We start from the raw sequence: 13,319 nt of genomic DNA, 5'->3' as shown, positions 1-13,319 counted from the left end.
CGACTTCGCGGCGCGCGCTCGCGGGCGCCTGCAGCGGCGGCGGCTCGGGGCGCTCCCACGCCTCGCCGGGCAACGCGTCCAGGCGCGCCACGACCGGACGCAGCCGCTCCACCTCGGCCCGCAGCGCGGCGTCGCGCGCCAGCTCGGCCTCGAAGCGCGCGGCCCGCTCGGGCTCCATCTCGCCCAGCAGGTAGTCGGCGGCGTCGCTCACCGCTCCTCCTTCAGCAACTCAGCCATCCGCCGCAACGCGCGCGTCATCCGCGTCTTCACGGTGCCCAGCGGCACGCCTGTCGCCTCCGCGATGTCGGTCTGGCTCTGGTCGAGATAGAAGCGGCGCCGCAGCACGTCGGCCTCCTCGGGCGACGGGTGGTCGAGCGCGGCCGCGACGCGCCAGTGCTCGAGCAGCTCGTCCACGCGCCCCGACTCGGCGCCGTCCGCGAGCACGACGGCCGTGGCCGGGTCGCGCGGCTCGGGCACGCGGCGGCGCAGGTGATCGACGGCGCGGCTACGGGCGATCATGAGCAGCCAGGCGGCGAGGGTGCCGCGTCGCGGGTCGTAGCGGTCAGCGTTCTCCCAGGCCTCGATGAAGACCTGCTGCTGGACGTCCTCGGCCGTCGGCCGGTCGCCGAGCAGGCGCAGCAGCAGCGAGAACGTCGTCGCGCCGTGGAGGGCGTAGAGCTCGCGCAGGGCCGCGGGGTCCTGGCGCGCGAGGCGCCCGGCCAGGCGCAGCTCTGCTCGATCTCCGGACGCCGCTCGAACTCGAATCCTGCCACGCCTCTTCTACGTGGCGCATCCGCGTGCGGTTGCCCGAGAACCGAAATTGGCGCCCGGCACGTAGGGGAGACCGACACCGTCATCCGTCTCTCGGAGGAGTCCTTGACCAGAAGCCTCGTCGCCGGGGCAGCCACCGTGCTGCTCCTGGCCGCGGCTCCCGCTGCGCATGCCCAAAACCCGCTCGCGTCGGGCAGCACGACCCTGAAGCTGGACGCGGGCGTGGCCCGCACGCTGAGCGCGAACGGCGTCTCCGTGCGGCCGATCGCGCCCGCACGCGGGGGCGTCTCGTTCCCCATCACCGGCGGCTCGGTGGACGGCGCCGCCGGCACCATCGAGCACTCGGGCGGCCTGCGCTTCTCGGCCGGCGGGCGCTCGCTGAGCGCGCGCTCGTTCCGGATCAAGCTGGCGCGCAACTCCACGCTCAGCGCCCGCGTCGGCAAGGCCCGCGTGACGCTGCTGCGTGTCGACACGAGCCGTGCCCGCGTCACGCGCGCCGGGCTCGACACGCGCATCACGCGCGTGCGCGTCGCGCTCACCGGCGCGGCCGCCCGCGCGCTCAACACGACGTTCAACACGCACCTGTTCCGCGCCGGGCTCGAGCTCGGCACCGTCACGGTGCGGGCGACGCCCGAGTCCGTCGCGCTCGCCTCCGGCACCACCTCGGTCACGCTCGACGCGGGCGCCGGCGCGGCGCTGCAGAGCCTCGGGATCGCGGCCGCGCCGATCGGGTCGAACTCGCTCGCCTTCCCGATCACCGGCGGACGCGCGAACGCGGAGAGCTACGCCGGCTCGATCGAGCACAGCGGCGGCATCGCGCTCACCCGCGGCTCCACACGCGTCGAGCTGACCAACTTCACGATCGACGTCGACGACACACCGGACCTGACCGCGCTCGTCGGCGGCCGGCGCGTGCCGATCCTGTCCCTCGACCTCGCCGCGCTCAAGGCGAGCGTGCGGGGTCGGACGATCACGCTCGAGGGCGCCGCGCTCAAGCTCACCGCGGCCGCCGCGGGCGCGCTGAACCAGGCGTTCGGCACCACCGCATTCACCGAAGGCCTGCTGCTGGGCACGGCCACCGTCCAAGCCACCGCGGAGTGATGACCATGCGTACCCTGCTCGCCACCGTCGCCGCCGTCCTGCTGCTCGCCCCGGCGGCGCAGGCCAAGACCTACGGCGCCACCACGCTCGCGCTCGACCCCGGGGCCGTCAGCGCGCTCACGGGCCTCGGCGTCGCGCCCGCCCCGATGCCGCCGGCGACCGCGACCAGCTCGGGCGAGCTCACGTTCCCGATCACCAACCGGCCGTTCAAGGCCCTGCTCTCGGGCACGATCCGCCACAGCGGCGGCATCTCGCTCACGGCCGGCGCCACGACGGTCAAGCTCGAGAACTTCTGGATCGATCCGCTGCGCCGCCAGCTGACCGCTGAGGTCGGCGGCGCCCGCGTGCCGATCCTGTCGCTCGACTTCTCCAAGGTCCGGCTCGGGTTCGGCGGCGGGACGCTGAAGCTCGGCCCCGTCGCCGGCAATCTGACCGCGGTGGCCGCGAGCGCGCTCGACAGCGCGTTCGGGTTGCGGCGGGGCCCCATCCCCCCGGGGCTAAACCTGGGGGACGCGACCCCGCGCTACGGGCTCTTGTGGGGGAGGGGGGACGGGCCGGGCGCCCCGGCGCCCGCCCGATGAGCTAACGTCTCAGCCGATGCCGCTGTTCGCCGACGCAGCCCTGTCTCACACGCTCACCTCGCTGGCCATCTGGGTCGTGCTGTTCCCGGTCCTCGTCCAGGGCCTGATCTTCTACGCGATCGTCCTCGCGCGCGGTGAGAAGCGCGAGAACGACGAGTACAAGGCCCGACACAGCGATTAAGGGTCGGGTTCAGGGTGCCCCCGGAGGCGGGGGCGCCGCGCCGCGAGCACCATCGCGGCCATGCCCTCCCCAGACACCCTGCTGCTGTTCGCCGCGGCGACGCTCGTGCTGTTGCTCGTCCCCGGCCCGTCGGTGCTGTTCATCGTCGCCCGGACGCTCGAGCACGGCCGCCGCGGCGGGCTGACGTCGATGCTGGGCGTCGAGACCGGCGCCCTGCTGCACGTGCTCGCCGCCACCGCGGGCCTCGGCGCGCTGGTCGCCGCGTCTCCCCACGCGCTGCTCGCCCTCAAGCTCGCCGGCGCGGCCTACCTGCTGTACATGGGCGTCCGCGCGTTCCGCGGCCGCGGTGAAGCCGCCGTCACGCGCGCCGGCAGCAAGCTCTACCGGCAGGGCCTGCTCGTCGACGCGCTCAACCCGAAGACCGCGATGTTCTTCGTCGCGTTCCTGCCCCAGTTCATCGACCCGGCCGGCGACGTGGCGCTGCAGACGCTCCTGCTCGGCCTGACGTTCGTCGCACTCGCCACGCTCACGGACACGGCCTATGCGCTGCTGGCCAGCACGATCCGCATCCGGCACGTCTCCAAGGTGGCGGGCGCGACCTACATCGGCCTGGCGGGCGCGCTCGCCGTTTAGCTCTCCACGACCGAGAAGCGCTCGGCGACGACGAACGTGTCGCTGAGCTCGAGCAGCGTGAGCCCGGAGCGACCCGGGCCGGTGACGATCAGGTTCGTCGCCACGCCGTGCACGTCGGCCACCTGCGCGTACTCGCGCAGCAGCGTGACGGGCCCGCTGGCGAGCCGGCCGTAGCCGACCGCGAGGCGCTCGGCCAGGTCGCCTTCCTCGAACGCGACGTGCGGCCCCGCCGTCTCGTCGTGCGCGGCGCGCAAGGCGGCGACGAGCCGGTCCGGCTCCGCCGGGACGCCGTTGAAGGACAGCCCGCCGCGCTCGTCGGCGTAGGGCAGCAGGCCCGGGTGCTCGGCGTGCAGGACCGCGCGCGAGAACGGCTCGCTCGTCGCCTGCCAGCGCACGGCGCCGTCACAACGCAGCGTGCGGTTCCAGGAGCGGTTGCGCCACGCGCTCAGCCGCACGTACAGCTGCAGCGCGTCGCCGCGCACGCGCGTGCCGACGATCGTCCCGATCGACTGCACGCCCTCGTCGTGCAGCAGCGCCGGGATGTCGCCGAGGTCGCTCGCGGGCTCCGGGCGGCGCTTGAGCTCCGCGCGCGGCGCCGCGGGCGGCCCGGGCCACAGCTGGAACCGGTACGCGCCGTCGCGAGCGCTCCAGCGCGCGCGGTAGGCGCCGTTGGCGAGGCCCACGCGGACCGCGCCCACGCTGCCCGACGCGAACGCGATCGCCTCCGACTGCACCCGCAGCGAGAACTCCGTGACGTGGTCCCAGCCCGCGAGGTCGAGCGCGGGCTTGGCGCCGTAGCCCTCGAGCGTGACCGGCACGCCGAACTCCCCCACGTGCGGCATCCGCAGGTCGATCCGCCCTTCCGTGTCGCTCCAGTGCCCGGCGGCGTCGAGCACGTACAGGTGCCCGAAGTCGTACGCGATCTCGATCTCGGTCGTCCACGCCGGCATGCGGCGCGAAAGGTAGTCACGTCACAGCCGGCGCAGAAGCTGCGCGAACTCGCTCGTGGGCGAGATCAGGATCTGGTCCTCGGTCTCCTCGAGCGCGATCCGCTCGAGCTGCTGCGCGCCACGCAGCCAGTACAGGTTGGCATTGATCGCGCCGTCGCCGGCGGCCGAGAAGCGCCGCGCGAGCTCGAGCATCGGCGTCAGCATGCGCACCGCGGCGCTGTCACGGATCGGATGGGCGAACAGCACGCTGCGGTTGGGGACGGCGACGAGCGTGCCGTGCTCGGACTCGGGCGGCTCCAGCTCGCCCGCCCACAGCGCGTGGGTCGCGACGAAGAACGACTCGCCGCTGAGCATCAGCAGCTCCGAGTCGAGCACCGCGTGGCGCGTGAGCTGCAGGCCCGGCTCGGCGCGCGTGTTGGCGAGTGCCTCCGTCCACAGGGCGTCGTCGTCGTGCTCGCGCGTCACCGACTCCACCCGATCGGGATGGTCCTCGGAGAGCACGAGCAGCAGGTCCTCGGCGGCGCGCCGCACGACCATCTCCGTCGGGTCCACGGCCGCGTCCGCGACCAACCGCACTTTGAGCGTCACACGTCCAGTCTGACGGCGTCCCACTCGACGCCGGTGAGCAGCAGCCACTCGAGCGCGCGCCGGCGCTCCCGGATGGCTTCCGGCTCGAGGTCCTCCGGCCACTGTTCGGGCACCCGCTCGCGCGCCGCCCAGTGCGCGCAGTACAGGACGTCGAGCTTGGCCGCGATCTCCTCCGGCGCCCGCAGCGCCAGGCCGGGCGGCGCGGGCCCGGTGAGCGCGTCGACCGCCCGGAAGGCATCGGGCCGGAGCTCGAGCTCTCGCGTGAGCGGGAGGTCCGCCGCGAGCCCGAGGGTCCACAGCAGCGCGTACAGCGACTCCGCGCGCCAGCTCAGCTCGTACTCGGCCTCCACGTCCGGCACCCCGTCGGCGACGCGCGCGAGGTAGGCGCGCTCTGCGTCGCTGATCCAACGGTCGGCCCCGACCGCCGCGACCATGGCGTACGCCGCGTCCAGGGGCGCGCCGTGGATGATGTCCAGCACGCCGTGCAGGGCCTGCGCGCGGGCGACGACGTCCTCCAGCGGCCGCGGCCGGTTCAGCGCCGGCCGGGGCAGGTCTTGGGGCGGCACGATGCCCCACGGCGCGAGCTCCGCCACCGCCCCGGCGCGCACCGCTTCTGGGTCCCACGCATGCATCTCATGCCGCTACTACCCCCCGTTCGCGCGCGACGAGCACGGCGCGCGCGATCAGGTCCTCCTGCTCCTCGCGGTAGAAGCCGGCGGTGCGCAGGCTCCACAGCACCGCGACGCCGTCGCGCTGCTCGTAGACGAGGTGGCGGTCCGGGAGGCGCTCACCGCCGGGCGGGGTCGGCGGGCCGCTCGCGGGCAGCAGGACGGCGCCGCGGGCGCGCTCGGCCACGCGCAGGTTGTGCTCGGCGCTGTAAACGAGCCGCCCGTGCACGCCGGGGGCCAGCTCGCCGCGCATGACGGCGACGGCGCGGCCCGGGACGCCGAGCGTCGGGAACGCGCGCTGGTAGTCGTCGGCGTCCTCGAGCTGGAGGCCGAGCCGGTGCGCGAGCCGCGCGTAGCCGTCGCTCCACCCGGGCGTGACCTCCGGGTGGTGCGAGTGCGGCGCCGGCAGCGGGTCAGCAAACGGGCGCGGAGCAGGGGGCGCCGCCAGGGCGAGCGCGTCGGCGATGGCGCACGCGTCGCGGGCGAGCGCGTCGGGGTCGGCGAGGAAGCCGTTGCGGCGCACGATCACGGTGCCGCGCAGCACGTGTACGGCGAAGTACGGATCGTCGGCGTGGCGCGCGAGGACGGCGTCGATGCGCGGGTCCGGTACCGGGCCGTGCGCGCGCAGCCGCCAGCCGTTCGCGAGCGCCTGCCGGTGCGGGAAGTCGAACGGCGCGTGCTTGTCGCGGCGGTCGATGCGCGTGAGGAAGTACGGCAGCGCCGTCTCCGGCACGTTGATGGCGACGGTCGTCGTCGGGATCCACACGGCGTGGCTGTCGAACGCCGCGGGCGGGCGGTCATCGGTGGGCAGGTCCAGGAACGCGCCGATGAACGGGATGTCCGTGCGGTTGGGCAGCCACCAGCGGCCGCCTCCGAGCTTCACCTTCGTGCCGTGGAGCTTGCCGCTGATGTTCGGCCACTTGGTGACCGGCACCTCGAGCAGCTGGTGGAACACGACGCCGTGGCGCCCGCCCGGCAGGACGCCCCGGGCGATGTTGAAGCGGTACTCGGGGAAGCTCGGGATCGCGGCCGCGAAGCCCGCGGCGGCCTGCCGGTCGAGCCACTGCAGCCCGTGCGCGGCGGCGTGCGGGGCGAGGCTGAACGCAGGACGGCCGCGGCGCGCGTCCTCCAGGTCGGCGCGCGCGAAGGCGGCGGTGCCGTGGCTAGGCAACGCGCACCCGCTTGAACGCCGTCGCGAGGACGCGGCCGCGCCCGTCGAGGGCGCGCGCCCGCACCGTGTACGTGCCGCGCGGGAGCTTGCGCGCGAACTTCAGCGTCCACGTCCTCCGCCCGCCGGCACCGAGCCAGGCGCAGCGCTTGGCGCGGCGCAGCGCCCCGGCCTTGCTCGCACAGCGACCCTGCTTGGCGAGCGTGATCTGCACGCGGGCGACGGCGCCGGTGGCGCGGCCGGCGAGCGTGCGGCGGGCCTGCACCGAGCCGATCCGCAGCTGCGGCTTGGTCGGCGGCGCCGTCGCGCCCGGGCCGCCCTCGACCGGCGGCGGGGTCGGCACGGGCGTGGCCGTCGGCACGACGGTCGGCACCGGTGTCGGGATGGGGGTCGGCGTCGGCGTCGCCACCACCGGCGGCGTCGGATCGATCAGCGTGACCTTGGCCGGCTCGACGCTCGTCTTCTCCAGCGCCTCGAACGCGCCGATGTCCCGCCGCGCGACGCCGTCGCGGTCGCCGTCGACGGGCCGCGGGCGCAGGGCGACATCGAAGGCCGGCTCGGGGCCGGGCGTGCCGTGGTCGATCAATGCGCTGCCGGAGACGGGCTCGAGCACGCCGGCGGCGACGCTCGGCATTCCGTGCCAGGCCGTCGAGAGGTCGACGTTGTCGGCGCCCGGCTGCGTGATCGGGCCCTCCATCCGCTTCGGGCGGAACGCGCTGCGGCGCAGCTCGATCGCGGTGTCCGTCGACAGGTCCTCCCCGCCGCTCACGAGCACGCTGTCGCTGAGCTTCAGCGGCGACGTCCGCGCCCACAGCGCGGCGCCGTTGGAGCCGTTGGCGAGCGTCATGTGGCGCAGGACGCCGGCGCTCGCGCGCGCCTCGAGCGCCACGAGGCCGCCCCACACCGCGACCGAGTCCGCCAGCACGTCACCGGAGCCGTTGATCGCGATGCCGGTGTTCTGCGCCTTCACCCGCACCCGCTCGAGCCGCACCGGCTTCGCCCACTCCCACGCCCGCAGGCCGTGGTCGCCCGTGAGGTTCGCGTTGTAGACCTGCAGCGGCGCCGTCGGCGCGCCGGTGGCGAGCACGCCGACCGACCCGGGCGTCGACATCGACGTCGACACGGTGTTGAGCTGCGCGCCGGCGGTGACTCGGAACCCGACCTGCAGCTTCGTGCCCGGCGCGTCCTTCACGCCGACGCGGACCAGCTTGACCCACGGCGCACGCGCGTGGATCCCGGACGCGGCGTTCGCCGTGTGGTTCTGGACCTGGACGTTCTCCACCAGCACGTCCGGCGCGTCGATGACCAGGCCGGCGTTGCCGGTGGAGATGAGCTTCGCTCCGCCCGCGGGCCCCACGAGGTCCACCGGGTTGGCCGCGGTGATGGACCACGAGCCGGTGAACGGCCCGGCGCCGAGCATGAGCGTGTCCTTGCCGGGGACGGTCGCCGCGGCGGCGAGGGCGGCGTCGATGGTGGGCTTCGACGTGCCCTCGCAAGGCGTGCCGACGCAGTAGGTCGCCGCGTCGGCGGACGGAGTCACGAGCAGCACCGTGAGCAGCGCTGCGAGCAGGAGTCGGGGGAGCATGCCCACGACCTTGCCGCGCGCGCCGCGCGGGCGCCACAGGAGCTCCCCCTAGCGTTTTCCCTGAAGTATCAGGGGTGCGGCTAACCGGCCGCCTGGTCGGTCGAGGTGCTCGGGTCGCCGTCCACGGCGGCGGCGAGGCGCGGGACGAGCTCCTTCATCAGCGTCGGCATGCTCAGCACGGACGGGAACGAGATCGCCTCGTAGACGCGGTCCTTCTCCAGGATGAACACGTCGCGCTCCTGTTTGCGGACGCGTAGCTTGGAGTAGACGGGGTCGTTCTTGAGCCCGTCCACACCGCGGTCGCCGTCGGCGAACCACACGAGCGTGTCCACGTCGATGGCGTCGACCTTCTCGTCGGACAGCTGGCCCCCGAACTCGTCGGCGAACGCGTCGCGCAGCTCCTGCGGGTACGTGAAGCCCAACGCCTCGAGCATGTACGTGCGCACGTCCTGCGGGCCGTAGACGAAGATGCCCTGGTAGTCGGACACGTTGGCGGCGCTCTTGCCCTTGAACTCGGGGTGCTCGGCGGCGTTGTCGGCGATCAGCTTCTCTGCCTCGTCCACGAGCTGCTGCGCCTTCTCGGGTTGGCCGACCGCCTTGCCGACCGTCAGCTGCTCCTCCTGCCAGGTGGAGCCGTAGTCGACCTTGTCCTTGGGCTGCGCGACGACGGGCGCGAGGTTGGAGAGCGCGTCGTACTCCTTCTGCGTCAGGCCCGAGTACACGCCGATGATCAGGTCCGGGCGCTGCGCGGCGACCTTCTCGATCTGCGTGCCGTCCGTATTGGTGAGGACGGTCGGCGGCTTCGCGCTGCCGAGCTCGTCGGTCGCCCACGGGAAGATCGCGCCGGGGTGCTTGCCGAACCACTCCGTCGTGGCGACGGGCACGACGCCGAGGGCCAGCAGCGCGTCCTGCTCGCGCAGGCCGACGACGACCACGCGCTCGGGCTGCTTCTCGATCGTGGTCGAGCCGTACTTGTGCTCGATCGTGACGGGGAAGGCGCCCGATTCGGCGCCGCCCTCCTGCTTGGCGGGCGCGGACGAGCCGCTCGTGGAGGTCGATTCGTCGTCAGAGCCGCAGGCGGCGAGGAAGAGGCCGCACAGCAGCGCGGCTAGCAGGGCTGTCAAACGCATGGGTTAGGTCACCCTAACAACCTGCCTGTTAAGGTCGCGGTCCGACATGGCCGCCGGAACGGTCACGGAGGTGCGCGCCAGAGGTGGCCGTTTCACCCGCAGTGCCGGGTTGGCCATCGCCTTCGGCCTGCTCGCGTTCGCGGCGCTGCTGAGCCTCGGGGTCGGCGCGCGGTCCATCCCGCTCGGTGAGGTGGTCGACGCGCTCGTGCAGGAGGGCTCCTCCCAGAACGAGGCGATCATCCGCAACCTGCGCGTGCCGCGGACGCTCCTCGGGATCGCGGTCGGCGGGGCGATCGGGGTGGCCGGCGCGCTGATGCAGGCGCTCACGCGCAACCCGCTCGCGGACCCCGGCCTGCTGGGCGTGAACGCGGGCGCCTCGGCGGCGGTCGTGATCGCGCTCTCGCTGGGCCTGGCGGGCGCGACGTCCTCCGTCTGGTTCGCGTTCCTCGGCGCCGCGGCGGCGTCGGTGGCCGTGTACGCGATCGGCACGGCCGGCCGCGGCGGCGCGACGCCCGTGCGGCTCGCGCTGGCGGGCACGGCGATCGCGGCCGCGCTCACCGCGCTGATCTACGGCGTCGCGATGACCGACCAGAAGCTCCTGCAGCAATACAACTTTTGGTCGGTGGGCGCGCTCGGCGGCCGCGGCCGGTCGCAGCTGGAAGCGGTGATCTGGTTCATCGCGATCGGAATGCTGCTCGCGCTGGCGCTCGCGCGGTCGCTGAACGCGCTGGCGATGGGCGACGACTCGGCGCGCGCGCTGGGGGCGAAGGTCGGGCGCACGCGGATCGGCGGGGCGATCTCCGTCACGCTGCTGTGCGGCGCGGCCACCGCCGCGGCCGGGCCGATGTACTTCCTCGGGCTGACGGTGCCGCACGCGGCGCGCGCGCTGTGCGGGCCCGACCAGCGCTGGGTGCTCGCCTATTCGGCCGTGCTGGGCGCGGCGCTGATCCTCGTCGCCGACGTGATCGGGCGCGTCGTCGTGCGCCCGAGCGAGCTGCCCGCGGGCGTGATGATGGCCGTGATCGGCACGCCGCTGTTCATCGCGTTGGTCCGGCGGAAGCGGATCGCGCAGCTGTGAGCGCGGGTGTCCTTTCCGTGCGCGTGTTGCGCGTCGGCGAGTCGGTGTCGCTGCGGGTTCGCCGCCGGCCCGTGGTCGTCGGCTTCGTGCTGGTGGCGGTCGCGCTCGGGCTGTCGGTGTACTCGCTCGGCACGGGCGAGTTCTCGATCCCGCCCGGCACCGTCGTGAGCGCGCTGCTCGGGGGCAGCGACCCGGCTTCGGCGTTCATCGTCCGCGATCTGCGGCTCCCGCGCGTGCTGTGCGCGATCTTCGTCGGGGTGGCGCTGGGCCTGTCCGGCGCGGTCTTCCAGTCGCTGACGCGCAACCCGCTCGGGTCGCCGGACATCGTCGGCTTTCCGCAGGGTGCGTCGGTGGGCGCCCTGATCGTGATCACGATGCTGTCCGGCTCGGGCCTCGCGGTGTCGCTGGGCGCGATGTGCGGTGGCGCGCTCACCGCGCTGGCCGTGTACCTGCTGTCGTTCAAGCGCGGCGGGACGTCGGGCTACCGGCTGATCCTGATCGGCATCGCGATCAGCTTCCTGCTCGTCTCGGTCACGGACTTCCTGCTGGCCCGGGCGCGGATCGAGGATGCGCAGGAGGCCACGCGCTGGCTGCTCGGGTCCCTGAACGGGCGCAACTGGGACGACGTCCGGCCGCTGGCGATCTCGCTGCTGGTGTTCCTGCCGCTCGCGATCCCGGCGGGCCGCGCGCTGCGGGCGCTGGAGCTGGGCGACGACGCGGCCCACGCGCTCGGCCTGCGCGTGGAGCGCTCGCGGCTGGCGCTGATCGCCTTGGCGGTCGGGCTGGTGTCGGTGACGACGGTCGCGGTCGGGCCGATCGGGTTCATCGCGCTGACGGCGCCCCAGATCGCCCGCCGGATCACGGGCACGGCCGGCTTGCCGCTCGTGTGCTCGGCGCTGATGGGCGCCGTGCTGGTGCTCGCGGCGGATCTGGCGGCGCAGCGGCTGGTGCCCGATCGGGCGCTGCCGGTGGGCGTGATGAGCGGGTTGTTCGGCGGGCTGTACCTAGCCTGGCTGTTGTCGACGGAATGGCGAAAGGGACGACGCGGATGAGCACGGCGCCGTTGCGCGCGGAATCGGTGACGCTGGCCTACGACGCGCGGGTCGTGGCCGAGGGGTTGAGCGTGGACATCCCCGAGGGCGGCTTCACCGCGATCGTGGGGCCGAACGCGTGCGGCAAGTCGACGCTGCTGCGGGCGCTGGTGCGGATGCTCAAGCCGCGCGCGGGCAGCGTCCTACTCGACGGCGTGGAGATCTCGTCGTTGCCGACCAAGCAGGTGGCGCGGCGGCTCGGGCTGCTGCCGCAGTCGTCGATCGCGCCGGACGGCATCACCGTCGTGGACCTGGTCGCGCGCGGGCGCCATCCCTACCAGCGGCTGCTGCGCCAGTGGTCGCGCGAGGACGAGCGCGCCGTCGAGGAGGCGATGGCGGCGACGCACATCCAGGAGCTCGCGCCGCGGTTGGTGGACGAGCTGTCCGGCGGGCAGCGCCAGCGCGTGTGGATCGCGATGGCGCTGGCGCAGGAGACGCCGCTGCTGCTGCTCGACGAGCCGATCACGTTCCTGGACATCGCGCACCAGGTCGAGATCATGGATCTGTGCGCGAAGCTGCACCGTGAAGGGCGGACGCTGGTCGCCGTGCTGCACGACCTCAACCACGCGTGCCGGTACGCGACGCACCTGATCGCGATGCGCGACGGCGCGGTGGTGGCCGAGGGGCCGCCCGCGGAGATCGTCAGCGCGGAGCTGGTCGAGCGCGTGTTCGGCCTCAAGTGCCTGGTCGTGGCGTGCCCCGCGAGCGGTGCGCCGATGGTCGTCCCGGCGTGAGCCTGCTGGGCGAGGTCGTACGCGCGCACCCGTGGCGCGCCGGACTCGCCGCGGCGCTGTTGGGGGCGCACCAGGGCTTCGAGGCGCTGGTGCCGGTGGTCGTCGGCGCCGCGATCGACGACGCCGTCGTGCCGGGGGACGGCGACGCGCTCGTGCTCTGGGTGGGCGTGCTCGCCGCGCTGTTCGTGTTTCTGTCGAGTGCCTACCGGGAGGGTGCGCGCGCCGCGGAGCGCGCGACCGAGACCGCCGCGCACGAGCTGCGGATGCGGCTGGTGCGGCGCGTGGTCGACCCGCGCGGCGGCGGCGAGGCCGGCCTGCTGCCGGGCCAGCTGCTGAGCGTCGCGACCGCCGACGTGGACGCCGCCGCGGGCGTCATCCCGGGCCTCGCGTACGGGGCGGGCGTGGTGGTCGCGCTGACCGCGGGCACCGTCGTGCTGCTCACGACGTCATTGACGCTGGGCCTCACCGTGCTGGTCGGGCTTCCGCTCGTGGTCTGGTCGGGCGGGCGGCTGGGCGCGCTGCTGAGCCGCCGCGCCGCGGGTCAGCAGGCCGAGGCCGCGGACGCCGCGGGCGTGGCCGCGGACCTCGTCACCGGCCTGCGCGTGCTGCAGGGCATCGGCGCCGCCGACGCCGGCGCCGAGCGCTACCGCGTGGCTTCCCAGTCGTCGTTGCGCGCGACCTTGAGCGCCGCCCGCGCGGAGATCGCGCTCGGCTCCGTCGCCGTGCTGGTCGGCGGCGTGGCCGTGGCGGGCGTCGCCTACGTCGGCGCCCGGCTGGCGCTGGACGGCAGGCTCTCGCTCGGCGAGATGATCGCCGCCGCGGGTGTGACCCAGTTCATGGTCGGTCCCTTGACGCGCCTGGCCTGGGTCGGCGGCCTGCTCGCCCGCGCCCGCGCCTCCGCGGCCCGACTCGCCGAGGTCCTCACGGCGCCGCCCGCCGTGCCCGCCCCGGCCGCGCCGGTCGCCGCGACGTTCGACGAGCCGGTCCGCGTCACGGTGCACCCGCGCGCCGGGACGGACTCGCCGGCCGCCGCCATGGCCGCGGCGAAGTCGGATCGTAG

The 13,319-nt window shown here is 74.2% G+C and carries 15 protein-coding genes and 1 pseudogene; 8 read left to right on the top strand and 8 right to left on the bottom strand.

All coding sequences use genetic code 11. The features are described from left to right. Both OJ962_RS33270 and OJ962_RS33265 read right to left on the bottom strand, forming a co-directional pair. Positions 1-211: pseudogene (locus tag OJ962_RS33270) on the bottom strand (anti-sigma factor); the annotation flags it as partial. Next, positions 208-687: an RNA polymerase sigma factor gene (locus OJ962_RS33265; RefSeq protein WP_270006911.1), complete on the bottom strand. Its 480-nt coding sequence runs from the start codon at positions 685-687 to the stop codon at positions 208-210. The pseudogene OJ962_RS33270 and the gene OJ962_RS33265, both read right to left, overlap by 4 nt. A 189-nt stretch (positions 688-876) precedes the next feature. Between OJ962_RS33265 and OJ962_RS33260 the strand changes: the two genes are divergently transcribed. Genes OJ962_RS33260 through OJ962_RS33245 form a run of 4 tightly spaced genes read left to right on the top strand, consistent with a single transcriptional unit; the run spans position 877 to position 3,267 of the window. Beyond that, positions 877-1,872 carry a hypothetical protein gene (locus OJ962_RS33260; RefSeq protein ID WP_270006909.1) on the top strand — a complete coding sequence of 332 codons (996 nt, stop codon included), beginning with the start codon at positions 877-879 and terminating at the stop codon, positions 1,870-1,872. Positions 1,873-1,877: 5 nt separating this feature from the next. Next, complete coding sequence (locus OJ962_RS33255) at positions 1,878-2,453, top strand: hypothetical protein (RefSeq protein WP_270006908.1); 576 nt, start codon at positions 1,878-1,880, stop codon at positions 2,451-2,453. Between the two features lie 16 nt (positions 2,454-2,469). Next, positions 2,470-2,634 (top strand): hypothetical protein, encoded by a 165-nt coding sequence (locus OJ962_RS33250; protein WP_202956522.1) that lies wholly within the window; start codon positions 2,470-2,472, stop codon positions 2,632-2,634. Between the two features lie 60 nt (positions 2,635-2,694). Further along, a complete protein-coding gene (locus tag OJ962_RS33245) occupies positions 2,695-3,267 on the top strand; it encodes a LysE family translocator (protein WP_202956521.1) in 573 nt (190 codons plus the stop codon). Here OJ962_RS33245 and OJ962_RS33240 read toward each other — a convergent pair. The 6 genes from OJ962_RS33240 to OJ962_RS33215 form a co-directional block, all read right to left on the bottom strand. Further along, positions 3,264-4,217: a hypothetical protein gene (locus OJ962_RS33240; protein ID WP_202956520.1), complete on the bottom strand. Its 954-nt coding sequence runs from the start codon at positions 4,215-4,217 to the stop codon at positions 3,264-3,266. The genes OJ962_RS33245 and OJ962_RS33240 overlap by 4 nt on opposite strands. A gap of 21 nt (positions 4,218-4,238) precedes the next feature. Next, a complete protein-coding gene (locus tag OJ962_RS33235) occupies positions 4,239-4,805 on the bottom strand; it encodes a hypothetical protein (protein WP_202956519.1) in 567 nt (188 codons plus the stop codon). Next, positions 4,802-5,437 (bottom strand): DUF4272 domain-containing protein, encoded by a 636-nt coding sequence (locus OJ962_RS33230; protein WP_202956518.1) that lies wholly within the window; start codon positions 5,435-5,437, stop codon positions 4,802-4,804. The genes OJ962_RS33235 and OJ962_RS33230 overlap by 4 nt, the downstream gene beginning before the upstream one ends. Before the next feature lies 1 nt (position 5,438). Further along, positions 5,439-6,644, bottom strand: a complete 1,206-nt coding sequence (locus OJ962_RS33225) for a hypothetical protein (protein ID WP_202956517.1) — start codon at positions 6,642-6,644, stop codon at positions 5,439-5,441. After that, positions 6,637-8,226: a hypothetical protein gene (locus OJ962_RS33220; protein ID WP_202956516.1), complete on the bottom strand. Its 1,590-nt coding sequence runs from the start codon at positions 8,224-8,226 to the stop codon at positions 6,637-6,639. Before OJ962_RS33220 ends, OJ962_RS33225 begins: the two co-directional genes overlap by 8 nt. Positions 8,227-8,306: 80 nt before the next feature. Further along, the gene (locus tag OJ962_RS33215; RefSeq protein WP_202956515.1) at positions 8,307-9,356 is read right to left on the bottom strand and encodes an iron-siderophore ABC transporter substrate-binding protein; all 1,050 of its coding nucleotides are present in this window, start codon (positions 9,354-9,356) and stop codon (positions 8,307-8,309) included. Positions 9,357-9,402: 46 nt separating this feature from the next. On the opposite strand from OJ962_RS33215, the gene OJ962_RS33210 reads away from it, so the two are divergent. The 4 genes from OJ962_RS33210 to OJ962_RS33195 all read left to right on the top strand — a co-directional run. Continuing rightward, a complete protein-coding gene (locus OJ962_RS33210; protein ID WP_202956514.1) occupies positions 9,403-10,434 on the top strand; it encodes a FecCD family ABC transporter permease in 1,032 nt (343 codons plus the stop codon). Beyond that, entirely contained in the window at positions 10,431-11,486 is a 1,056-nt protein-coding gene (locus OJ962_RS33205) for a FecCD family ABC transporter permease (RefSeq protein WP_202956513.1), read from the top strand. Before OJ962_RS33210 ends, OJ962_RS33205 begins: the two co-directional genes overlap by 4 nt. Beyond that, complete coding sequence (locus OJ962_RS33200; RefSeq protein WP_238932051.1) at positions 11,483-12,259, top strand: ABC transporter ATP-binding protein; 777 nt, start codon at positions 11,483-11,485, stop codon at positions 12,257-12,259. Before OJ962_RS33205 ends, OJ962_RS33200 begins: the two co-directional genes overlap by 4 nt. After that, positions 12,256-13,319 (top strand): ABC transporter transmembrane domain-containing protein (locus OJ962_RS33195; RefSeq protein ID WP_270006907.1); only part of this gene is annotated, 1,064 nt, incomplete at its 3' end. The genes OJ962_RS33200 and OJ962_RS33195, both read left to right, overlap by 4 nt.

Origin of the sequence: Solirubrobacter deserti (genome assembly GCF_027587175.1) — a bacterium.
GTDB lineage: Bacteria > Actinomycetota > Thermoleophilia > Solirubrobacterales > Solirubrobacteraceae > Solirubrobacter > Solirubrobacter deserti.
The sequence above is the reverse complement of the archived record's forward strand: the minus strand, read 5'-3'. Positions and strand labels throughout refer to the sequence as shown.

Bases quoted from the DNA above. Each gene is read 5' to 3' on its own strand.
- OJ962_RS33200 (WP_238932051.1), top strand. From the start codon at position 11,483: ATGAGCACGGCGCCGTTGCGCGCGGAATCGGTGACGCTGGCCTACGAC.
- OJ962_RS33210 (WP_202956514.1), top strand. From the start codon at position 9,403: ATGGCCGCCGGAACGGTCACGGAGGTGCGCGCCAGAGGTGGCCGTTTC.
- OJ962_RS33215 (WP_202956515.1), bottom strand. From the start codon at position 9,356: ATGCGTTTGACAGCCCTGCTAGCCGCGCTGCTGTGCGGCCTCTTCCTC.
- OJ962_RS33250 (WP_202956522.1), top strand. From the start codon at position 2,470: ATGCCGCTGTTCGCCGACGCAGCCCTGTCTCACACGCTCACCTCGCTG.
- OJ962_RS33245 (WP_202956521.1), top strand. From the start codon at position 2,695: ATGCCCTCCCCAGACACCCTGCTGCTGTTCGCCGCGGCGACGCTCGTG.
- OJ962_RS33240 (WP_202956520.1), bottom strand. From the start codon at position 4,217: ATGCCGGCGTGGACGACCGAGATCGAGATCGCGTACGACTTCGGGCAC.
- OJ962_RS33220 (WP_202956516.1), bottom strand. From the start codon at position 8,226: ATGCTCCCCCGACTCCTGCTCGCAGCGCTGCTCACGGTGCTGCTCGTG.
- OJ962_RS33230 (WP_202956518.1), bottom strand. From the start codon at position 5,437: ATGCATGCGTGGGACCCAGAAGCGGTGCGCGCCGGGGCGGTGGCGGAG.
- OJ962_RS33255 (WP_270006908.1), top strand. From the start codon at position 1,878: ATGCGTACCCTGCTCGCCACCGTCGCCGCCGTCCTGCTGCTCGCCCCG.